At 48.7% G+C, this 20,855-nt stretch carries 20 protein-coding genes and 2 pseudogenes; 14 read left to right on the top strand and 8 right to left on the bottom strand.

What is annotated here, in order from left to right; genetic code table 11:
* The first annotated feature begins 8 nt into the window (after positions 1-8).
* The 4 genes from MAQ5080_RS11800 to MAQ5080_RS11815 all read left to right on the top strand — a co-directional run bounded on the left by MAQ5080_RS11800 (position 9) and on the right by MAQ5080_RS11815 (position 5,270).
* Positions 9-1,970, top strand: coding sequence for a GGDEF domain-containing protein (locus MAQ5080_RS11800; protein WP_067210469.1), 1,962 nt, complete (start codon positions 9-11; stop codon positions 1,968-1,970).
* 32 nt (positions 1,971-2,002) lie between these two features.
* Positions 2,003-3,178, top strand: a complete 1,176-nt coding sequence (locus MAQ5080_RS11805) for a GAK system CofD-like protein (RefSeq protein ID WP_067210471.1) — start codon at positions 2,003-2,005, stop codon at positions 3,176-3,178.
* A 120-nt stretch (positions 3,179-3,298) separates the two neighbouring features.
* The gene (locus MAQ5080_RS11810; protein WP_067210474.1) at positions 3,299-4,312 is read left to right on the top strand and encodes a response regulator; all 1,014 of its coding nucleotides are present in this window, start codon (positions 3,299-3,301) and stop codon (positions 4,310-4,312) included.
* Between the two features lies 1 nt (position 4,313).
* On the top strand, positions 4,314-5,270 hold the full coding sequence (locus MAQ5080_RS11815; protein WP_067332972.1) for a GGDEF domain-containing protein: 957 nt from the start codon (positions 4,314-4,316) through the stop codon (positions 5,268-5,270).
* A gap of 86 nt (positions 5,271-5,356) precedes the next feature.
* Here the strand turns inward: MAQ5080_RS11815 and rimK are convergent, their stop codons facing one another.
* A complete protein-coding gene (rimK, locus tag MAQ5080_RS11820; protein WP_231870831.1) occupies positions 5,357-6,271 on the bottom strand; it encodes a 30S ribosomal protein S6--L-glutamate ligase in 915 nt (304 codons plus the stop codon).
* A gap of 69 nt (positions 6,272-6,340) precedes the next feature.
* Positions 6,341-6,751, bottom strand: a pseudogene (locus tag MAQ5080_RS17590) (ATP-dependent zinc protease family protein); the annotation flags it as partial.
* A 251-nt stretch (positions 6,752-7,002) separates the two neighbouring features.
* On the opposite strand from MAQ5080_RS17590, the gene MAQ5080_RS11825 reads away from it, so the two are divergent.
* Entirely contained in the window at positions 7,003-7,920 is a 918-nt protein-coding gene (locus tag MAQ5080_RS11825) for a D-hexose-6-phosphate mutarotase (protein WP_067210482.1), read from the top strand.
* 80 nt (positions 7,921-8,000) lie between these two features.
* On the opposite strand, the gene MAQ5080_RS11830 is transcribed toward MAQ5080_RS11825, so the two are convergent.
* Positions 8,001-8,777 (bottom strand): exodeoxyribonuclease III, encoded by a 777-nt coding sequence (locus tag MAQ5080_RS11830; RefSeq protein WP_067210485.1) that lies wholly within the window; start codon positions 8,775-8,777, stop codon positions 8,001-8,003.
* Positions 8,778-8,894: 117 nt separating this feature from the next.
* Between MAQ5080_RS11830 and pyrE the strand changes: the two genes are divergently transcribed.
* Complete coding sequence (gene pyrE, locus MAQ5080_RS11835) at positions 8,895-9,542, top strand: orotate phosphoribosyltransferase (protein WP_067210487.1); 648 nt, start codon at positions 8,895-8,897, stop codon at positions 9,540-9,542.
* Positions 9,543-9,559: 17 nt separating this feature from the next.
* On the opposite strand, the gene slmA is transcribed toward pyrE, so the two are convergent.
* From slmA to coaBC, 4 genes are all read right to left on the bottom strand, one after another.
* Positions 9,560-10,156, bottom strand: a complete 597-nt coding sequence (gene slmA, locus MAQ5080_RS11840; RefSeq protein ID WP_067210490.1) for a nucleoid occlusion factor SlmA — start codon at positions 10,154-10,156, stop codon at positions 9,560-9,562.
* 42 nt (positions 10,157-10,198) lie between these two features.
* Positions 10,199-11,107 carry an acetylglutamate kinase gene (gene argB, locus MAQ5080_RS11845; RefSeq protein WP_067210492.1) on the bottom strand — a complete coding sequence of 303 codons (909 nt, stop codon included), beginning with the start codon at positions 11,105-11,107 and terminating at the stop codon, positions 10,199-10,201.
* Between the two features lie 316 nt (positions 11,108-11,423).
* Positions 11,424-11,882 carry a dUTP diphosphatase gene (gene dut, locus MAQ5080_RS11850; protein ID WP_067210495.1) on the bottom strand — a complete coding sequence of 153 codons (459 nt, stop codon included), beginning with the start codon at positions 11,880-11,882 and terminating at the stop codon, positions 11,424-11,426.
* 8 nt (positions 11,883-11,890) lie between these two features.
* Positions 11,891-13,108, bottom strand: a complete 1,218-nt coding sequence (coaBC, locus tag MAQ5080_RS11855; RefSeq protein WP_067210498.1) for a bifunctional phosphopantothenoylcysteine decarboxylase/phosphopantothenate--cysteine ligase CoaBC — start codon at positions 13,106-13,108, stop codon at positions 11,891-11,893.
* Positions 13,109-13,220: 112 nt separating this feature from the next.
* Between coaBC and radC the strand changes: the two genes are divergently transcribed.
* The 8 genes from radC to MAQ5080_RS11895 all read left to right on the top strand — a co-directional run bounded on the left by radC (position 13,221) and on the right by MAQ5080_RS11895 (position 20,452).
* The gene (gene radC / locus MAQ5080_RS11860) at positions 13,221-13,895 is read left to right on the top strand and encodes a RadC family protein (protein WP_067210501.1); all 675 of its coding nucleotides are present in this window, start codon (positions 13,221-13,223) and stop codon (positions 13,893-13,895) included.
* Between the two features lie 302 nt (positions 13,896-14,197).
* On the top strand, positions 14,198-14,434 hold the full coding sequence (rpmB, locus tag MAQ5080_RS11865; protein WP_055463997.1) for a 50S ribosomal protein L28: 237 nt from the start codon (positions 14,198-14,200) through the stop codon (positions 14,432-14,434).
* Positions 14,435-14,446: 12 nt separating this feature from the next.
* On the top strand, positions 14,447-14,617 hold the full coding sequence (gene rpmG, locus MAQ5080_RS11870; RefSeq protein WP_011978459.1) for a 50S ribosomal protein L33: 171 nt from the start codon (positions 14,447-14,449) through the stop codon (positions 14,615-14,617).
* Positions 14,618-14,705: 88 nt separating this feature from the next.
* Positions 14,706-15,524 (top strand): bifunctional DNA-formamidopyrimidine glycosylase/DNA-(apurinic or apyrimidinic site) lyase, encoded by an 819-nt coding sequence (gene mutM / locus MAQ5080_RS11875; protein ID WP_067210504.1) that lies wholly within the window; start codon positions 14,706-14,708, stop codon positions 15,522-15,524.
* A 226-nt stretch (positions 15,525-15,750) separates the two neighbouring features.
* Entirely contained in the window at positions 15,751-16,746 is a 996-nt protein-coding gene (locus tag MAQ5080_RS11880) for a BMP family lipoprotein (RefSeq protein ID WP_197464612.1), read from the top strand.
* 80 nt (positions 16,747-16,826) lie between these two features.
* Entirely contained in the window at positions 16,827-18,380 is a 1,554-nt protein-coding gene (locus MAQ5080_RS11885) for an ABC transporter ATP-binding protein (protein WP_067210509.1), read from the top strand.
* Positions 18,377-19,474 (top strand): ABC transporter permease, encoded by a 1,098-nt coding sequence (locus MAQ5080_RS11890; RefSeq protein WP_067210512.1) that lies wholly within the window; start codon positions 18,377-18,379, stop codon positions 19,472-19,474. The genes MAQ5080_RS11885 and MAQ5080_RS11890 overlap by 4 nt, the downstream gene beginning before the upstream one ends.
* A gap of 9 nt (positions 19,475-19,483) precedes the next feature.
* Positions 19,484-20,452, top strand: a complete 969-nt coding sequence (locus MAQ5080_RS11895) for an ABC transporter permease (RefSeq protein ID WP_067210514.1) — start codon at positions 19,484-19,486, stop codon at positions 20,450-20,452.
* Between the two features lie 221 nt (positions 20,453-20,673).
* On the opposite strand, the pseudogene MAQ5080_RS17270 reads toward MAQ5080_RS11895, so the two are convergent.
* Positions 20,674-20,855: pseudogene (locus tag MAQ5080_RS17270) on the bottom strand (IS3 family transposase); the annotation flags it as partial.

Below are 20,855 nucleotides of genomic sequence, written 5' to 3' on the forward strand. Positions count from 1 at the left end.
TTGAAATTATGGCAGAAGTAACCGGTCACTTACGCAAAAGCCTCCGTATCAGGATAACCGCCGCCGTATTGATTATGGTGCTGTTGATGCTATGTACCGGTGGTCTTTGCTTTTTCTATTTCCTAAAGTTAAGTGAGTCTGTCAAGCTACAGTCGGACCGTGAGTTACCTGCGTTGCAAGTGCTCAATGGTGCCCAGCTTAGCATTACTCGGTTGTCCAATCTGGCGAACGAAGTCGCCAACAGTACCTCTCCCGCTTATAGCCGTATTCTGATGTCTCAGGTGCGAGATGAAATCAGTGAACTGCAAAACAGTTTGCTGAAGCTTACGGATCGTAATGAGCAAATCACTCGCCTGACTGAAATCGTCGCGAAAGTTGAGCCCAGTGTGACCAGTATGTCGATGTCCAAAGCGATGCTCGATCAAGTGGAAGCAGCGCTGCAGGAGCAGGTAACGCGTGCCTTACGTCAAGTGGTGCAAACGCATAAGGGGGCACGCCAAGCCGCGGTCGAGGAGACTTTGGATGAGCTCTTACTGGAGCTGAACCATTTGCTGAGCGCCAAGCATTTATATGAGCAGAATCAAATAGTGTTTACGCTTAAAGAGCAGCTAACGCAGCTAAATCGTATCGCACCGATGATTCACGCGCAGTTATCTCCTTTATTGAGTTCCCCTAAAGGTGTGTTTGACTTGCTCGCACAACGGGAACAACACCGCTCTGAAGTCGTAGGATTGAGTACACAAAATAAAATCCTATTAGGGAATGTGGTCGATTTCGGGCACCGAGTGTATATGGACATGGAAGCTAACGTGGCGCAGCAAGCGGAACAGTTATCCGAGAATGCACAAAGTTTTATCGATGGCCTAGTGTTAGCCTTCGCCGTGCAGCTGCTGGTTGCCCTTTCCTTGCTTGGCTACTTACACCGTCAACTGTTTAGGCGTTTGCAGGCATTAAAAGGTTTAGTGGGGCAGAAGCGTACGATTACGGATGAAGACGTGGCATTTTTCGATGCCCAGAATGAGCTGGGTAGCTTGGTAAAAAAGTTGCAGAGCTATATGAATACCATCACCACACAGCAAGCCCAGATTGAGACGACGAGTCAGCAATTGCAGACGATTATTAAGCATTCACATATGAAGATTGCAGTGTTGATTGATGGTCAGCTGCAGTACTGCAGTGATGCCCTTAAACAGCTGTTTGCCAATCGAGCTCTGACCAGCTTGGAGAGCTTTCCTGATGACGTAGTGAATCATATTAAAGCGGTGCTTGAGAATCAGGCGAATACAGAGGAGGGAGCATTTTGGGATGTGGAGAGTCAGAGTTGGTACGACATCACCCGAGATACCATCATTTGGCAAAACCAACACGCCGATTTAATCAGCTTTGCTGATGTGACCGAGCAGATTCAAGCCCAGCAAGAATTCAAACGTACCTTGTCTGAGGTCGAGAATGAGGCTCAGATAGACCCATTGACGGGCTTACTGAACCGCAAAACGTTCGACACCACTGTGATGAATGCAAGCCACGAGGAAATGCTGTCACACTTTGCCATCTTGTTGTTTGATGTGGACTTTTTCAAAGAATATAACGATCAGCTTGGCCATTTACAGGGTGACAATGTGTTGAAAATGGTGGCCGCGGTGATTCAGCGTAATACCCCAAGTGAGGGGGCTGCCATCCGTTATGGTGGAGAAGAGCTGTTGGTGTATTTACCGGATACTCAGGTCAAAACGGCACTTGATATTGCGCAAACCATTGTTGAGGATATCTTTAGCCAAGATGTGCCGCATCCTGCTTCGCCACATCGTTATTTGAGTGTCAGTTGTGGCGTGAGTATGCAAACGCAAGCGACTGAATCTGTATTGCAAGTGTTTGATCAAGCTGACAAAAGTCTTTATAAAGCGAAGCGTAGCGGGCGCAATTGTGTCATGCTTTGGTCTGACACCAAGGCAGAGCAAGACCTGTTGTAATCTTTAAAAATGATTTAAGTAGATAGTTTTATATGGCAAATGTTACGCGTCGACTCATTATTCCTGACTCAGTACGAATTCACCGCTACCAAAGTTTGCCTGAGCTTGCGCCTTCCGTGTTGTTTTTTAGTGGCGGCTCCGCGCTCAATAAGATCTCTCGGGAATTAAAACGTTATACGCACCATTCCATTCATATGGTCACGCCGTTTGATTCAGGTGGCAGTTCCGCCAAACTGCGGCAAGCGTTTAACATGCCGGCGGTAGGGGATTTACGCAGTCGCATCATGGCCTTGGCTGATGAAACCGTGCTGGGGCAACCCGATGTATTTGAATTGTTCCGCTATCGTCTCTGTGATGACGCCAGTCCAGCGCAGTTGGCGCAGGAATTAGCGCAACTTGCAGACGGCTCGCATGTGTTAATGCAGCCAGTGGTGGCGCCCATGAAAGCGCTGATCAAAACGCAACTGGTGCGTCTTTGTAAGCACTTACCCGAAGACTTTGATTTGCGCGGTGCCAGTGTCGGGAACCTGATCATTGCGGGGGGCTACTTAGGTCATCAGCAGCTGCTTGATCCGATTGTATTTTTGTTCTCGCGCTTGGTGAAAACGCTGGGACAGGTCACCACCATCGTTGACGATACTCATCACTTAGGCGTGCGTTTACAGTCGGGCGACGTGATTCTAGGGCAACACCTTATCACCGGCAAAGAGCATGCACCCTTGGCGCAGCCAATCTCCGAAATCTGGCTCAATCAGGGGTTAGAAGAAGAGCGACCTGTATCTGCTTATTTGCCAGAAGATCGTCGTCATAGCATCGAACAAGCGGATTTGATTTGTTACCCACCAGGCAGTTTTTTTACCAGTTTGATGGCGAACTTATTGGTGTCTGGTGTCGCCCAAGCGGTGATACTCAATCCGAACCCTAAGATCTACCTCCCCAATTTGGGCGTTGACCCAGAGCAATTAGGCTGGACACTGATGGCGCGAATTGAATACATGCTGGTGAAGTTGCTTGGATCGCCCACGGTAAACCTGCATACTCCGGTACTGAATTGGGTATTGCTAGATCAGGACTATGATTATGGTGAGCTTGATATGGCGACCCTTGCGAAGTGGGGTGTGTCAGTGGTCAAAACGCCGCTAATCAAGGATAAACCTGAGCGTTACGATGAGTGTTTAGTCGCTGAGGCACTGCTTTCTTTTGCCTAGTATAAGAGCCACTCTTATTAGGCTATAAATCGTGTTATGAAAGCGATACACTTGTGAATCATTTGTAGAAAAAATGAGCTGTAAGGCTCATTTTTTTATAGGCTAGGCGGTCGTATTTTCATGAGTAAAAAAATTCTCATTTGTGATGACTCTGGCATCGCACGGAAGCAATTATCTCGTGTGTTGCCGAAGGCGTGGGATGCACAAGTTGAATTCGCAACAAACGGTCAGGAAGCACTTGATCACATCTTGTTGAATCATGTTGATGTCCTATTTCTGGACTTGAATATGCCGATCATGGATGGCTATCAAACCTTGGCAGCGTTACGTGCTGTGCCCAATGCACCGAAAGTGTTGGTCGTGTCCGGTGACATCCAAGCCCAAGCATTACAGCGGGTCAAAGAGCTAGGGGCACTCGACTTCCTCAAAAAACCAGTCGACGAAGACATTCTGCTACAGGCATTAACTCATTTTGATTTGCTAGGAGATGACTCGAGCAGTACACACTTGGTCGTCGAAAGCAGTGCCGCCGATGACTTTTCGTTAAGTCAGTGTCTGCAAGAAGTGTCAAACATTGCCATGGGGCGAGCGGCCAGTGTGTTGGCGGATATGCTCAACGTGTTTGTTAAACTGCCGGTGCCGAAAGTGAATATCCTTGAAGTCAGTGAGCTGCAAATGGCGCTGACTTATGGCTCGATGAATAACGAACGCTGTTCTGCCGTGACGCAAGGCTTTGTCGGTGCTGGGATTGCCATGGAAGCCTTGTTGATCTTCTCGGATTCTAGCTTTCCTGATATGGCCAAACTGCTCAATGTGACTGAGGACATTGACCGCAGCTTAGAGGTTGAGCTGCAAATGGACATTTCATCGGTGTTGATTGGCCCGTTTATTAAGGCGTTAGGTGACCAGCTGAACATTGATTTCAGCTACAGCCATCCGGTGGTGCTGGGTCAGCACATTAAAGTCGCGGATCTGATTAATGTGAAGCGAGCACAATGGAAGCGCACCCTCGCGGTTGAAATTGTCTATGAAGTTGATAATTACCAAATCAGTTGTGATTTGATGTTGTTGTTCACCGAAGATTCCCTCCCTGTTCTGGAAAATCTTTTGTCGTATTTGGTCGAGGATGATTGAGATGATGCCACAAACAGAGATGACTGAGCTGCATTGGCTGTTTGATATGTTGCAGCATATCGATGTCGGCCTCGTGGTGGTCAATACAAAGTACGAAGTTGAGCTGTGGAATGGTTTTATGGAGAACCACTCTGGTGTGAGCTCGAGTAACGCGCGCAATTGCTCCTTATTCGATATTTTCCCAACCATCAACCAGTCTTGGTTACAGCATAAACTCGATAATGCGTTTGCATTACGTACCCCGATTTATATTTCTTGGGAGCAGCGTGCAAGCTTGTTTCCGTTTAAGTCTTATCGCTCCGTGACCAGCATTTCAGATACCATGTTTCAGAATGTTGTGATTCGCCCGATTAACAATGCCAATGGTAGCGTCGATCACTTGTGCTTGGTGGTGTATGACTTGACCGATGTGGCCGTCAACAAAGCTGCATTATCGGCCGCCAACCGTAAACTGGATCAAATGAGTAAGACGGATGGACTGACTGAGTTAAATAACCGAGCCAGTTTAGATCGTGCCATTAAGCTCACGTTTGATTCGTTTGCCGTGGGCAACAGTGGACCGCATTGCTTGGTGATGGCAGACATTGACCACTTTAAGAATGTGAACGATACCTATGGCCATCCCGTTGGCGATATTGTATTGCAGGAAATGGCGAAGATTCTCTCGTCTGCTTCACGTCGCGGAGATTTCGTCGGTCGCTATGGTGGGGAAGAATTTAGTGTATTGCTGCTCAACACCACTAAAGAAGGGGCCAAGGTCTACTGCGAGAAAATTCGTCAGCAAGTCGAGCAGCGAGTGTTTAACAGTAATAAAGGCGACATCAAAATTACCGTGAGTCTTGGCTGTAGCGAACTAGGCAAGCAGCACAGCAGTATCGAGCAATGGATTGAGAGCGCCGATGGTGCCTTGTACCATGCTAAGCATAATGGCCGTAACCAAACGGTGATTGCGGACTGATAACTGTATTTAAAATGCTTCACAGCACATAAAAAAGGCGCTAACAGCTCAGAGTGTTAGCGCCTTTTTTAATGGCTTAGATGTCATCAGGATGGCTGACGCAGCTTACCTAGCAGGCGCTTTTCCACGGCGGCAATCATCATCGAGGCGATGTCTTCGTTTGTTGCCGTTTCGATCCCTTGTAGACCCGGAGAAGAGTTTACTTCTAATAGCAGCGGGCCATTGTTCGAGCGGATTAAGTCCACACCAGCGACTTTAAGGTTCATGGCTTTCGCGGCGCGAATGGCAATGCGCTTTTCTTCTGCGGTCACTTTGACAAGCTCGGCACGACCGCCTTGGTGAATGTTAGCGCGGAATTCCCCTGGTGCAGCGACACGCTGAATCGACGCCACCACCTTGCCATCAATCACGAAGCAACGCAGGTCTTTACCGCTGGCTTCCTTAATAAACTCTTGTACCAAGATATTGGCATTAAGGCTCTTAAAGGCGTTGATAACAGACTCAGCGGCTTTTTTGGTTTCCGCCAACACCACGCCTTTACCCTGTGTACCTTCGAGTAATTTCACGATCAAGGGGGCGCCACCGACCATGTTGATAAGGTCTGTGGTATCCAGTGGTGAGTTAGCAAAACCAGTGGTCGGAATCGCTAAACCATGTTCCAGCAGCAATTGCAGCGAGCGCAGTTTGTCACGGGATTGGGCGATTGCCGTTGAATCGTTTAAACAGAAAATACCGAGTGATTCAAATTGACGCAGTAAGGTGCAGGCATAGAACGTCATGCTCGGGCGAATGCGAGGAATCACGGCGTCTAAGTCATTCAAAATACGACCACCACGGTAGTGGATCTCTGGTGTGGTCGCATCCAATTTCATGTAGCAGTGGCGCACGTTCAAAAACTGCATTTCGTGGCCCATGGCTTCACCCGCCTCAATGATGCGGCGGTTACTGTACAGATCAGGGTTGCTGGCTAAGACGCCGATGCGTAAGCCACCTTCACGGATTTCTGGGGTTTCATAAAGCTTGGCCAAGGTTTCTTGTGGGCGATCGCCGAAGATACAGCTGACTTGAGGGTCCACCAACAAACGGCCATTCATGGCTTCGCGACCTAGCAGCATGCGGAATCCCATACTGTCACGGTCTGTTAGGGTAAGTTCAACGTCCCAAGTGCGCTCGCCCAGTTGCAATGGTACGCGAATCACGTAGCGTTTCTCGCGGTCACCGCTGGAGCTTTTGATAACCCGTTGATCAATGACTTCAGCTTCACAATAAACCACTACTTTGCGGCTGTCTTGGATAGGGTGTACTTCAAATGTGACCCACAGTTGCCCAGCGCGCTGGAACGATTGGATGTTTACGGCGTGTAAGGAAGATGTCTTAGCCCCTGAATCCACCCGTGCTTTGATGGCAGGGATGTTCAAGGATGGGAAGGCACACCATTCGGCGTTACCAATCACTGACTTTTGGTCAAAAAAATCACTCATAATGCGATGATCTCAATAAGACGAAATAACAAAAGGATATCGAACAAGGATAGTTCAAGTGAGCGATTTTGCTCGCGTTTATCCTAGCCGTAACAAGCTTGCGTTATAGCCTAAAGCGTGCCAATAAGTAAGTAATTTTTGGTATTCATTTGGGATTTTGTGATTTGAATGTTCAGCATTACGCCAAACTATTGTAATCGGGGCGTGAAGGGCTAATATGAGCCAATCAAAGAGAAAAATTGGAGCCATAAATGGACGCTCAGCTGATACGCGAGCTTGAGGAATTGGGCGGTGAAATTCGCCCGAGCAGCCTTAGAGAATGCGATGAAATTATCATCGATCAGCCTAGCTACACGGCCCGCATTGCCTTGTGGGGTGGGCATTTGGTGAGCTTCGTTCCAACTGGACAAGCTGACCTCCTGTTCCAATCAGAGAACGAAGGGGCGCAAACCCGCTTTGGTCGTCGCCACTTCGGAGTACCCGTGTGTTGGCCGTGGTTTGGCGCCAACACAGAGGACGATGATTTACCGGCCCATGGCTTGGCACGCTACTTCCGTTGGCAATTGGTCGAGGTGGGACGTTTCAAGAATGGTGATGCCAAAATCGTGATTCGTTTGGCTTCAGAAGACCATCCATTAATCGAAGAAATGTGGCCCCATGCGTTTGAACTGCGCCAAGTGTTCCGCTTAGGCGAAGGCTTCAGTATTAATTTTTCTGCCGCCAATTTGTCGGACAAAGACATGTCCGTTTCTGAGGCGTTACACACTTACTTCCATATTGGCGATAACCAGACCGCTCAAGTGCATGGCCTTGATGGGGTAACTTACGTCGACAAGTTTGATGAGGGCCAAGAGAAAACGCAAAAAGGCGTTGTGAGCCCTTGTGAGGAATTGGATCGTGTCTACCTAGATGCGCCCGAACAAGTGGCATTGCATGACCCGATCCTAGGCCGTAAGTTGATTATCGAGTCCGAAGGGGCACGCTCAAAAGTATTATGGAACCCAGGTGAAGCATTGGCGAAGCTGCGTGCCGACATGGAGGAAGAGGACTATCGTCGCTTTGTCTGTATTGAGACGGCTAATGCCCTGTCGAATGCCTATAAAATTAAAGCGGGGGAGATGCATCAGTTGCGCTTTACCGTTCATGTGGCGTCACTAGAGCAAGCCTAAGCTCTGCTCTCATCCCCTACACGAAAAAGCCCAGCGCTCTTACAGAGCCGCTGGGCTTTTTTTATCGCTGACTTAGAGGCTTAATCCAAGTCGTATTCCATGATCAAAGGCGCGTGATCAGAGAAACGCTGACCTTTATAAACGCTGCCGCCTTGAATGATGTGCTTTAGGCCCGGGGTGGCTATTTGGTAATCCAAACGACCGCCTTCGTCCAGTTTCCAAGCGCGCTCGTAATCTGGCCACCAAGTATATTGCTTATCTTGTTTGTTGGCCTGACGGAAAGCATCAATGTATTCGTGATCGTTGAAGATTTCATTAATCCACTTACGCTCTTCTGGCAAGAAACCAGAATTACGTTGATTGACGAACCAGCTGCTCACATCGATCGGCGAACGTGCCACATTGGTGGTGCCACAGAAAATAAACTCGCGACGTTTACGGCGGGTTTTAATCAAGTGATTCTTAAACCCTTCCATAAAGCGGTACTTATGTTCCTGTAGCGCTTCTTCATGGTTGGAGCCGTGTGGCGTTAAGAAGGAGCCGATGCTGACCTTGTCGAAGTCGGCTTGAATAAAGCGGCCTTCGAAGTCGCATTCTGGGAAGCCCATGCCTGTCATAATGGCTTTCGGCATGGCTTTACAATAAATGGCTACCCCTGCTTCGTCTGGGTTTTCCATCGAATCAAAGAAGTAGGCATTAAATTCTGGAGGGAAGAATACGCTGTCATTTAGGCTGCGTTCATCTGCTTGTAAATCTTGCAGACACACTACATCTGGGTCTTGGCGCACCATCCACTCAAAGAAGCCACGTTCCGCAGCTTGTTTTATACCGTTTACATTAAGGCTGATGACCTTCATTTCTGGTCCCTACAATTCCTAGCCGTGTGTTATATTAGCGCCCATACTTTGTCAGGAAAGCATATTTTGCTGACAAGAGGCAATTTGTTTGTAGTTTTTCATCTTTCTGGAGTCGGCATGAAACCTTACCAAAGAGAATTTATTGAGTTCGCCATAGAGCAAAATGTTTTGCGTTTTGGCGAGTTCACACTTAAATCGGGTCGTGTGAGCCCTTATTTTTTCAACGCAGGCCTATTTAGCACTGGGCAAGCGTTGGCTAAGTTAGGCCGCTTTTACGCTGCAGCCTTGGTCGAAGCAGGTGTGTCATTCGACGTTCTTTTTGGCCCTGCTTACAAAGGTATTCCATTGGCGACGACCACAGCCGTAGCTCTGTTTGATCACCATGATATTGATACACCGTACGTGTTTAACCGCAAAGAAGCAAAAGATCACGGTGAAGGCGGTACGCTAGTAGGGGCTCCTCTAGAAGGCAACATCATGATCATCGACGACGTGATCACCGCGGGCACAGCGATTCGCGAGGTGATGGACATCATCAACCATGCGGGTGCGACCCCAGCAGGCGTTTTGATTGCACTTAACCGCCAAGAGCGTGGTCGTGCTGAACTGTCTGCGATTCAAGAAGTTGAGCGTGACTTCAACATGCCAGTGGTGAGCATTGTGTCACTGAATGACATCATGACTTACCTTTCTGAGCAGGACTCACCTGAGTTTGCACAGCATCTAGAAGCCGTTAAAGCTTACCGCGATCAATACGGCGTATAGTTAACGGCTGGCCGCGCTTAGGCGTGGCCGACCATTAATGTTGGAGCGATGACTTGCCATTGCTCCTGCCAATTTTGTAATGGCTTAGTTTTGTACTCGGTTCTTACATATTGGCGAATTTTCCCTTCTAGTAACGCCAATAGGTAATTCGCGCAGGCCGTTGTCCCCATCACTGGACGTAATGACTGCTTCAGCTCCGCTTCTCGGATAATCTGACGCAGTTGTGTTTCAATGCGGTCAAACAGCTGCGCAATGCGCACGCGTAAGCGTTCGGTTTCACCCGCTAAGGCATCTGCCGTCAGCAAACGACACATGCCGGGGTTTTGTTCTGCAAAACTCAAGGTTAAGAACAGAATCATTTCCAAGCGCAGGTTGATATCGTTTTCGTCCTGAACGATACGATTAATACGTGTAAACAGGGTTTCCTCGATAAACTCGATTAACCCTTCAAACATTTTCGCCTTGCTTGGAAAGTGGCGGTATAGAGCTGCCTCTGATACGCCCACTTCTTTCGCCAAGGCGGCAGTAGTGATACGCGCTCCAGGGCTGCTTTCCAGCATGCCTGCAAGAGCTTGTAATATTTCCGTGCGTCGATCGCTTTTTTTAGTCGTCATATCAATACAGCCTATCGCTTAATCATTAGTGTTGTTTGCGAGCTAAGCGTCTTTGTTCTGGTTGGTAATCAGAGTACCTACGCCAGTATCGGTAAAGATTTCTAGCAGGGTAGCGTGTGGCACTCGACCGTCAATGATATGTGCACTGGTCACACCTGAGTTCACTGCAGAAAGGGCACAGCTGATTTTTGGCAGCATACCACCGTAGATAGTGCCGTCAGCGATCAAGTTATCCACTTGTGCCGTGCTTAGGCCGGTTAGCACCTTGCCTTGCTTGTCTTGCACGCCAGAGATGTTGGTCAATAGCATCAGTTTTTCCGCGCCCACGGCTTCCGCTACTTTACCCGCGACAAGGTCGGCGTTGATGTTGTAGGCATTGCCTTCGTCATCGATACCGATCGGTGCAATCACTGGGATCAGGTCACTGTTTTCCAATACTTTCAAAACGCTTGTATCAATGCTGGCCACTTCACCCACATGACCGATGTCGACTTGCTCAGGGGCACTCATGCCTTCGGCTTGGTGTTTCACAAACAGTTTCTTCGCTTTGATGAAACCGCTGTCTTTACCGGTTAGACCAATCGCTTTGCCACCGGCACGGCTGATTAGGTTGACAATGTCTTTGTTGACTTGGCCACCTAGCACCATTTCCACGACATCCATGGTGGCTGTGTCCGTGACACGCATACCATTGATGAATTTCGATTCGATGCTTAGTTTGGCCAGCATGTCGCCGATTTGAGGGCCACCGCCGTGAACCACGATAGGGTTGATGCCGATCGCTTTCATTAACACGATATCACGCGCAAACCCAGCTTGAAGCGCTTCGTCTGTCATAGCGTTGCCGCCGTACTTGATCACTAGCGTCTTGCCAGCAAAACGCTGGATGTAGGGTAGGGATTCACTCAATACCTGAGCAACATCTAATGCTGATTCACGTGTATAGGCCACGATGGAAACACTCCTATTGTTATTCAAAGAGCTCTTTTGACAAGGTCAAAGAAGAAAGTGAAGCGGGCGCAAAGTCTTGCTCGCGAAATTCTACTTAAGGTATGTAGCAGAATCATTACAGCGAGTGTAAGCGACCACTTATGGGAGAAAATAATAACGTGAACCGCGGCGACTCTCTAGAAAAAAATAATGAAAATTGACGATAAACTGACCATTTGCAACGATCTTTATTTACCAAACAGGGGATGCATGAACTGCTTCAAAAAGAAGGGCGAGATAGTTGAAATGGATTCAACTATCTCGCTATAAAACGCTTTTATTTGGTGCCGGTTGAGCCAAAGCCGCCGACGCCACGATCGCTGGCAGCGAAGTCCTCAACGATGTTGAATTCAGCTTGTACCACTGGCAGTAGTACTAGCTGAGCCACACGCTCGCCTGGTTCAATAGTGAAGGTCGTTTGGCCACGGTTCCAGCAAGAGACCATTAGCTCACCTTGGTAGTCCGAATCGATCAAGCCCACTAAATTACCCAGTACGATGCCGTGTTTATGGCCCAAACCTGAGCGTGGCAGGATCGTTGCCGCTAGATTAGGATCTTCGATGTAAATCGCAAGACCCGTCGGTAGCAAAGTCGTTTGGCCTGGCTCCAGCACGATGGCTTCGTCTAGACAGGCACGTAGATCAAGGCCTGCAGAGCCTTCTGTGGCGTACGCTGGCAAAGGCAGTTCGTTACCGATTTTGGGGCTTAGGATTTTCAGTTGAATAGGGTGTTTCATTGTTTCACTCATGACTGTGTGGATTGGTATTGAGTAATCAGCTCGACCAGCTCAACGGCTAGGGCTGCTTTGGCCTCTTTTGGCGGAGTCCATTGTTGGTCTTTGGATAGCACAGTGACTTGGTTTTCATCGTTGTTAAAACCAATGTCCGTGCGCGAGACATCGTTGGCGATGATCAGGTCTAAACCTTTGCGCTGCAGTTTACTTTTCGCGTAAGCAATTACATCTTGGGTTTCCGCGGCAAAGCCGACCATACATTTTGCGGCATTCTCTTGGCTCAGCGTCGCAATCACATCTGGGTTTTTCACCAGCGTTAATTGCATTTCATCGCTGTCGCCGGTTTTCTTCATTTTCTGTGCCGCGATGTCTTTCATACGAAAGTCGGCCACGGCGGCGGCACCGATAAACACATCGGCAGGCGTGGCCATGGCATCACGGCAAGCGGCTAGCATGTCTTCAGCGCTTTTAATGGCAAGACGCTGCACACCTTGTGGGGCATCCAAATTGGTGGGGCCGCTCACTAGGGTGACTTTCGCACCGCGTGCTTGTGCGGCGGCGGCGAGGGCATAGCCCATTTTGCCAGAGCTATGATTGCTGATATAGCGTACTGGGTCGATGGCTTCCATCGTTGGACCTGCGGTAATGACCCAATGCTGACCCACTAAGTCTTGTATCGCAGGCATTAGGGCTTGTTGGATACGGGCAAAAATGCTGTCTGGCTCTTCCATGCGACCAGGGCCCATATCGCCACAGGCTTGAATGCCAGAGGCTGGACCATGGAGTAATACACCGCGTTGCGCTAACAACTCGGCATTGGCTTGTGTTGCTGGATGGCGCCACATAGCTTGATTCATTGCGGGCGCGAGCAGTACCTCGGCATCCGTGGCTAAGCAAAGCGTTGTCAGCAAGTCATTGGCCATGCCTTGGCTGTAACGTGCCATAAAATCTGCCGAAGCGGGGGCGACCACGATTAGATCGGCCCACTTCGCCAGCTCGATATGGCCCATGCCCAATTCTGCGCTAGGGTCTAATAGTGTGCTGCGCACCGGGTGTCCTGAAATCGCCTGTAAAGTCATCTCGGTGACAAAGGCTTTGGCGCCTTCTGTTAATACCACTTGAACCTCGGCCCCGGCTTTGGTGAGCAGACGGATCAATTCAATGGTTTTATAAGCGGCGATACCACCGGTAATCCCCACGAGAATCTGTTTGTTCGCAAGACTGGACATCATTCGTTTCTTATCTCAAAGTGGCAGACAACGCTGAACATGATGAAGCACAGGAAGTGTCAGCATATTAGCGACTAGAATGCGCAAAGAGTACCACAAGGAGGTGACTATTATGAGCATAAAACAGTGGCCCGAGGCCGAACGCCCACGGGAAAAATTAATGCATCAAGGAGCTCATGCCTTAAGTGATGCAGAGTTACTGGCGATTTTTCTAAGAACCGGGACCCAAGGCATCAGTGCGGTGGAATTAGCCCGCCGAGTGTTACATCAATTTGGCGGCCTGCGAGCTTTGCTATCTGCTTCGCGGGAAGAGTTTTGCCAAGGTTTTGGGCTGGGCGATGCCAAATACACGCAACTGCAAGCCGTGTTAGAAATGTCCAAGCGGCATCTACAGGAGCAACTGACCCGCGATACCATCTTTAATAGCGCCGAAGCCGTGCGTACCTATTTATCGACCCAGTTACGTCATTCGCAACGGGAAATCTTCGCGGTGTTGTTCTTAGACTCGCAACATCGACTGATTCGTTACCAAGAACTCTTTATGGGCACCATCGACAGTGCCGCCGTGTACCCAAGAGAAGTGGTCAAAGCCGCGTTGACTCATAATGCCGCAGCGGTGATCTTGGCTCACAATCATCCCTCGGGCGTATCTGAGCCAAGCCAAGCGGATATCAATATCACCGAACGCATCCGCAAAGCGTTAGATCTCATAGATGTGCGCTTGCTGGATCATTTTATCGTAGGGGATAGTCGGCCCTTGTCGTTGGCAGAGCGAGGTTTAGTCTAAATTCCTTGATGAAAAGTTTTCCAGATATTTGATTTACGCAGACGCGTCGGTGTCGAGGGACGAGACGAGACAGGCGCAAGTAAATTGAATGCTGGAAAGCTTCGCGTGAGGATATAATTGATCAATTTTTTAACAAATCATTTGCTGTTTACAGGGGACTGTGGGAGAATTCGCGCCGCTATATCCTCGGTACGGGATTTTGTGGCCCCCGCGTTCACTGCAAAGTGTTCCAGAGTGACCCACGCTCCGCCTGAGGAAGTGCAAACTTCCAATAATCTTCGGATAGCATAAGGTATTTAATTATGTCTCGCGTATGTCAAGTTACTGGGAAGCGTCCTATTACAGGTAACAACGTTTCTCACTCAAAGCGTCACACTAAGCGTCGCTTTCTTCCTAACCTTCACTGGCACCGTTTTTGGGTAGAAAGTGAAAGCCGTTACGTTCGTCTTCGTGTATCTTCTAAAGGTATGCGTATCATCGATAAAAAAGGCATCGATTCAGTTCTTACTGAAATGCGTGCCCGTGGCGAAAAAGTATAAGGAATCTGAATCATGGCTTCTAAAGGCGCTCGCGATCTAATCCGCATGGTATCTTCTGCAGGTACTGGTCACTTCTACACAACTGACAAGAACAAACGTAACACTCCAGACAAACTGGAAATGAAAAAGTTTGATCCAGTTGTTCGTAAGCACGTGATGTACAAAGAAGCAAAAATCAAATAATTTTTGCTTTCTTGTAAACGAAAAAGCCGGCCTAGTGCCGGTTTTTTTGTATCCTAAAGACGCTAATCACTGAGAATCTGAGGAAAGTATGCCGGAATTACCCGAGGTCGAGACCACCAAAAATGGCATAGCGCCGCATATCTTAAATCAAACCATTGAACGCATAGAGATTCGCCAGCCTAAGCTGCGTTGGCCGATTCCAGATGATGTGGCGCATAAGTTACCTGGTCAGGTGATCCGGCATGTGACCCGCCGCGGTAAATACATCGGCGTACAAACGGACGCTGGCACCTTGATTATCCACTTAGGTATGTCCGGCAGTTTATATTTTGTGGCGCCCGAAACACCGCCAATGTTCCACGACCACGTGGACATCCACTTTGCTGGTGTGGATAAGGTATTGCGCTACACCGACCCGCGTCGTTTCGGTGCCATGCTCTGGCAAGAAGGGGATTGGCAGTTGCATGAGCTGATTTCCCATCTAGGCCCTGAGCCACTCACCGATGGCTTTAATGTGGACTACCTATATGAAAAAGCCAAAGGTCGTAAGCAAGCGATCAAGCAATTCATTATGGACAGTAAAATTGTGGTGGGTGTCGGCAATATTTACGCCAACGAAGCGCTGTTTATGGCCGGCATTCGCCCAACCCGTGCCGCAGGCAATATCAGCAAAGCGCGCTTAGCCGTCTTTGTGGAGTGCATCAAAGCGGTTTTGGCGGCCGCCATCGCCCAAGGGGGCACGACCCTAAAAGACTTTGTCAGTGGTGAAGGTAAGCCTGGCTACTTTAAGCAAGAGCTAAAAGTCTATGGTCGAGCAGATCAGCCTTGTGTCACCTGCCAAGCCCCCCTTAAAGAGATTCGTCAAGGTCAGCGCAGTACGGTTTACTGTGCACATTGTCAGAAGTAAGCCGCTCAACAGGGACAGAGCATTTTGTCGATAAGATTCGCTGAAATGCTCTGTTTACGTCTATTTTTAAACCTTTCAAATCCTATCGACCTGAACGCAAACGCGAATAATGGTGTAAATGTGCACGCCGCCATTGCGCTCAAACTGTAATCAGTTTATTTTTGACCGATTAGCCAGTTTTATCTCTTTAAGCTGGTGGCGAACAGTATTCAAAGGGGAATTATTGATGAAAGGTGTCTTTCTTGCGTCGGCGGCTGCGCTGGCCATTGCCGCATCCTCAGCCTACGCTGCGGACATTAAACCTGCTGTGGTGTACGACCAAGCGGGTAAGTTTGATAAGTCGTTTAACGAAGGTGTGTACAACGGCATTACCCAATTTACGGAAGACACGGGCATTAAAATTCGCGAATCCGAGCCGAAAAACGAAGCTCAGGTGGAGCAAAACCTACGTCGTTTGGCCAAGCGTGGCTACTCTCCCATTGTTGCCGTTGGTTTCACCATGATGTCTGCGGTACAAAAAGTGGCGCAAGATTTTCCTGAGGTGCAGTTCACCCTGATTGATGCGGTGATTGATTTGCCAAACGTGCAATCGATTGTGTTCAAAGAGCATGAAGGTTCTTTCCTTGTGGGTGCCTTGGCGGCCATGGCGTCTGAAACGGATACGGTTGGCTTCATCGGTGGGATGGATATACCGCTGATTCGTAAGTTCGGTTGTGGTTACGAGCAAGGCGTTAAATTTATCACGCCGAATGCCACAGTGATTCAAAATATGACTGGCTCAACTGGTGCGGCGTTCAATGACCCAACCAAGGGCTCTGAGCTAGCGAAGAGCCAATTCTCGAAAGGCGCCGATGTGGTGTTTGCGGCAGCTGGTGGTACCGGTATCGGTGTTTACCAAGCGGCAAAAGACGAAGGTAAATTAGCGATCGGTGTCGACTCTAACCAGAACCATATTCATCCAGGCACTATGCTAACGTCGATGGTAAAACGCGTCGATGCAGCGGCTTACAAAGTATTTGAAGAAGCCAATACCGGAACTTGGCAGCCTGGTCTAGAAATCCTTGGTCTATCTGATGGCGGTGTGGATTGGGCGCTGGATGATGATAACAAAGCGCTGATCACCGCAGAGATGAAAGCGAAAATGGACGACGTGAAAGCCAAGATCATCAGTGGTGAAATCAGCGTACATGACTATATGTCGGATAGCTCTTGTAACTATTAATCGCTAAAAAAGCAGCTGTTCACTATCTTTGATGGTGGGCAGCTGCTTTTTTTTGCTTAAAACTTTGCATAGAAAGAAATATGACTCAACAAACACATCCATACTCGATTGAGTTAGAAGGGATTTCGAAACGCTTCGGTACGGTGCAGGCGAATAAGAATATCGACTTGCAGGTTCCCGCGGGTACCATTCACGGCATCATCGGTGAGAACGGTGCTGGAAAATCCACTCTAATGAGCATCATCTATGGCTTCTACGAAGCGGACTCTGGCGCCATCTCAATTGATGGTCAGCAGGTGTCGATCCGTAGTTCTGAAGATGCCATCCATGCCGGCATTGGCATGGTGCACCAGCATTTTATGTTGGTGGAAAACTTCTCGGTGCTAGAAAACGTCATGTTGGGAGCCGAGGGGGGCGCGCTATTAAAGCAAGGCATTGCCGCGGCACGCAAAGAGTTAAAACGCCTTGAGCAAGAATACAGTCTTGATGTGGACGTTGAGGCAATTGTCGAAGATCTGCCTGTCGGCTTGCAGCAGCGCGTTGAAATTTTAAAAGCCTTATACCGCGGTGCCAAAATTCTAATTTTGGATGAGCCCACTGGTGTCCTCACACCACAAGAAGCCGATCACCTTTTCCGCATTTTAAAATCCCTGAAAGAGCAGGGGGTGACGGTCATTCTGATTACCCACAAACTGCGTGAAATATTAGCTTCTACGGACAATGTCTCGGTGATGCGCCAAGGTGAGATGGTGGCGCACCGTGAGACAGCGCAAACCGATAAAGAAGAATTGGCCGAGCTGATGGTCGGTAAGAAAGTGCGCCTGAAAGTGAATAAAGACGAAGCTCAGCCACAGCAAACGGTGTTGTCTGCGAAGGACCTGTCTTTCTTCGATGGCCAAGGTGTAGAACGCCTGAAAAAGGTGTCCCTTGAGCTGAAAGCGGGTGAGATTCTTGGTATTGCCGGTGTCTCGGGTAATGGTCAGAGTGAGCTGTTAAATGTGCTCTCAGGCATTACGCCTATGTCATCAGGCGAGATTCAATTTGCTGGCCAAATCATCAGCGCAAGTGCACCAAAAAATGCCGCGCAAATGCGGGATTTGAAAATGGCTCATGTACCAGAAGATCGCCATAAGATGGGCTTGGTCACTGGTTTTGAAGCCTATGAAGCGGCGGTACTGGGGTACCATGATTCTGACGCTTATAACGGCAAGCTATTGATGGATCGTAAAGCCATGCTCGATGAATGTAATGAGCGCATGGCCGCATGGGACGTTCGTCCGCCAAACCCTCATTTGAAAACGGCTAACTTCTCTGGCGGTAATCAGCAGAAAATTGTTATCGCCCGAGAAGTGGAGCAAAACCCCGATGTGCTGTTAATTGGCCAGCCAACCCGTGGTGTGGACATTGGTGCCATCGAAAATATTCACGAGCAAATCGTGAAACTACGCGATGCGGGGAAAGCGATTCTCTTAGTCTCCGTAGAGTTGGATGAAATCATGGCGTTGAGTGATCGAATTATTGTGATGTTTGATGGTGCTGTCGTGGGTGAAGTCACCGCCAGTGATGCGAATGAGCGTACCTTAGGCCTGATGATGGCCAATGCGTGGAATGAAGGACAAGGAGCACAGGCATGAGTCAGGCGAAAGTTCCTGTTTGGGTGAATGTGGGGTTAATTCCGCTATTGAACATTCTGTTGGCCTTCTTAGTATCCGGCTTGGTGTTTCTGGCCATTGGTGAAGATCCGATCGAGGCTGCTGGCTACTTAATCTACGGTGCCTTTGGTTACGATGAAGGCATTGGCTACACGCTGTATTACGCGACCAATTTGATTTTTACGGGGCTGGCGGTATCGGTCGCCTTTAAAGCAGGGCTGTTCAATATTGGTGGGGAAGGGCAGGCCTATATTGGTGGTCTGGGCGTCGGATTAGTCTGCCTCTGGTTTGATAGCTCCTTACCTTTATTGGTGATTGCACCGTTAGCCATTATAGGTGGCGCTTTGTTTGGTGCTGCGTGGGCGTATATTCCTGCGTATTTACAAGCGCGCCGTGGCAGTCACATAGTGATCACCACCATTATGTTCAACTTTATCGCTTCTTCTTTAATGGTTTACCTAATGGTGAATTGGTTAAAAGCAGAAGGTGTGATGTCACCGATTAGCCGTACCTTTGAAGAAAGCGCATGGCTACCTTATTTGCATGATCTCTTTGCTCCATTTGGATTTGAAATTGGCGACTCACCGCTAAACCTTGCCTTTGTCTTGGCGCTTTTATGTTGCGTCTTCTATTGGGGGCTAGTTTGGCATACCAGCTGGGGCTACCAGCTGCGCACGGTGGGTACAAACCCAACCGCGGCACAATACGCAGGTATAGATAATGCCAAAGTGACCATTTGGGTGATGTTGATCTCGGGCGGACTAGCGGGTCTTGTGGGTGTGAACGAGATTATGGGCGTGAATCATAACTTGCTGCTGAACTTCACCGCAGGGTATGGCTTTGCCGGTATCGCTGTGGCCCTTATGGGGCGCAACCATCCAATAGGGATTGTCTTGGCAGCCATGCTATTTGGTGCCTTGTACCAAGGTGGCGCGGAATTGGCGTTCGAGATTCCAACCATTACCCCTGAAATCGTAGTGGTGATTCAAGGTCTTGTAATCCTATTTTCCGGCGCGCTGGAAAATATGTTCAAAGGCAAAATCGAAGGTTTGTTTTTACGCCGAGCGGCAGCATAGGAGTGCGGTATGTTTGAAACACTAATACTGATTCTCGATGCGACCTTGCGCGTATCGACCCCGTTAATCTTAGCGGCACTAGCAGGTCTGTTTTCAGAGCGCTCTGGTATTGTAGATATCGGCCTTGAAGGCAAAATGCTCGGCGGCGCTTTTGCTGCGGCGGCTGCTGCGGCGGTATTTGGTTCAGCTTGGATTGGACTCTTGTTCGCGATTGCAGCGTCAGTAAGTTTGGCGCTGATTCATGGTTTTGCTTGTATTACCCATCGCGGTGATCACATCGTTTCTGGCGTGGCCATTAATACCATTGTCGCAGGGCTAACGGTGACCTTGGGTTTGGACTGGTTTGACCAAGGTGGGCAAACGCCTTCTTTGACTGGCGCTGCACGCTTTACACCTATTACCTTGCCCTTCGCGGATCAACTAGCGGATGTGCCTGTTATCGGTTTGATCTACTCAGAGTTATTAAGTGGGCATAACATTCTAGTTTACCTTGCTTTCGCTATGGTGCCGGTGACTTATTGGGCAGTATTCAAAACACGCTTTGGTTTGCGTCTGCGTGCGGTGGGTGAGAATCCACATGCCGTGGATACTGCGGGTATTTCGGTGGCGCTGGTGCGTTACCGTGCCGTGATTATCTGTGGTGTCTTATGTGGTATTGCTGGCGCGTACTTATCCACAGCACACAATGCAGGATTCTTAAAAGATATGAGTGCCGGTAAAGGCTATATGGCCTTGGCTGCTTTGATCTTTGGTAAGTGGCGACCAATCCCTGTGTTGCTTGCCTGTTTGCTGTTTGGTTTCCTTGATGCCTTGGCGGTGCGCCTACAAGGCGTATCTTTACCTGGTATTGGTGAAGTCCCTGTTCAGGCAATCGAGGTTCTACCATATGTATTAACAGTGCTATTACTAGCAGGCTTTATTGGTAAGGCGGTAGGACCAAAAGCGATTGGTAAACCTTATGTGAAAGAACGAGCTTAAGATTGCTTTTATTGAGTGGGCAGGACAAGTCCCTTGGTTAATCGCTTAGCTTTGAAGAACTTAAAAGCCCGTTACTGATATCAGTAACGGGCTTTTTGTTTTTAGGGATTAGAACTTCCTAACCCCATCCTAACCTTCCCCTTAGTAAGGGGAAGGAACCCGAATTGCCTTAGGTGAAAGAAGTACGAAATTCTCAATTTGTAAGGGGGGATGTGTAGTGGTCAACTAATTCCGGACAGTAAATTAGGTTGATTCTCTGCCTGAGCAGGTGGCATACCGTTATTAAATTGATGCGGCCTGCGCCAGTTATAATAATTCATAAGATAAAAACTGAGATCTCGTCTTGCTTCACTTTGAGTCATGTATCCAGTTGCTGGTACCCACTCCGTCTTTAAGCTTCTGA

This window comes from Marinomonas aquimarina (assembly GCF_900089755.1).
In the GTDB taxonomy this organism is placed as follows: Bacteria; Pseudomonadota; Gammaproteobacteria; order Pseudomonadales; family Marinomonadaceae; genus Marinomonas; species Marinomonas aquimarina.

Coding starts and splice junctions, on each gene's coding strand:
- MAQ5080_RS11800 (WP_067210469.1), top strand. CDS start 9: ATGGCAGAAGTAACCGGTCACTTACGCAAAAGCCTCCGTATCAGGATA.
- MAQ5080_RS11805 (WP_067210471.1), top strand. CDS start 2,003: ATGGCAAATGTTACGCGTCGACTCATTATTCCTGACTCAGTACGAATT.
- MAQ5080_RS11810 (WP_067210474.1), top strand. CDS start 3,299: ATGAGTAAAAAAATTCTCATTTGTGATGACTCTGGCATCGCACGGAAG.
- MAQ5080_RS11815 (WP_067332972.1), top strand. CDS start 4,314: ATGATGCCACAAACAGAGATGACTGAGCTGCATTGGCTGTTTGATATG.
- MAQ5080_RS11825 (WP_067210482.1), top strand. CDS start 7,003: ATGGACGCTCAGCTGATACGCGAGCTTGAGGAATTGGGCGGTGAAATT.
- MAQ5080_RS11830 (WP_067210485.1), bottom strand. CDS start 8,777: ATGAAGGTCATCAGCCTTAATGTAAACGGTATAAAACAAGCTGCGGAA.
- pyrE (WP_067210487.1), top strand. CDS start 8,895: ATGAAACCTTACCAAAGAGAATTTATTGAGTTCGCCATAGAGCAAAAT.
- slmA (WP_067210490.1), bottom strand. CDS start 10,156: ATGACGACTAAAAAAAGCGATCGACGCACGGAAATATTACAAGCTCTT.
- dut (WP_067210495.1), bottom strand. CDS start 11,882: ATGAAACACCCTATTCAACTGAAAATCCTAAGCCCCAAAATCGGTAAC.
- coaBC (WP_067210498.1), bottom strand. CDS start 13,108: ATGTCCAGTCTTGCGAACAAACAGATTCTCGTGGGGATTACCGGTGGT.
- radC (WP_067210501.1), top strand. CDS start 13,221: ATGAGCATAAAACAGTGGCCCGAGGCCGAACGCCCACGGGAAAAATTA.
- rpmB (WP_055463997.1), top strand. CDS start 14,198: ATGTCTCGCGTATGTCAAGTTACTGGGAAGCGTCCTATTACAGGTAAC.
- rpmG (WP_011978459.1), top strand. CDS start 14,447: ATGGCTTCTAAAGGCGCTCGCGATCTAATCCGCATGGTATCTTCTGCA.
- mutM (WP_067210504.1), top strand. CDS start 14,706: ATGCCGGAATTACCCGAGGTCGAGACCACCAAAAATGGCATAGCGCCG.
- MAQ5080_RS11880 (WP_197464612.1), top strand. CDS start 15,751: ATGAAAGGTGTCTTTCTTGCGTCGGCGGCTGCGCTGGCCATTGCCGCA.
- MAQ5080_RS11885 (WP_067210509.1), top strand. CDS start 16,827: ATGACTCAACAAACACATCCATACTCGATTGAGTTAGAAGGGATTTCG.
- MAQ5080_RS11890 (WP_067210512.1), top strand. CDS start 18,377: ATGAGTCAGGCGAAAGTTCCTGTTTGGGTGAATGTGGGGTTAATTCCG.
- MAQ5080_RS11895 (WP_067210514.1), top strand. CDS start 19,484: ATGTTTGAAACACTAATACTGATTCTCGATGCGACCTTGCGCGTATCG.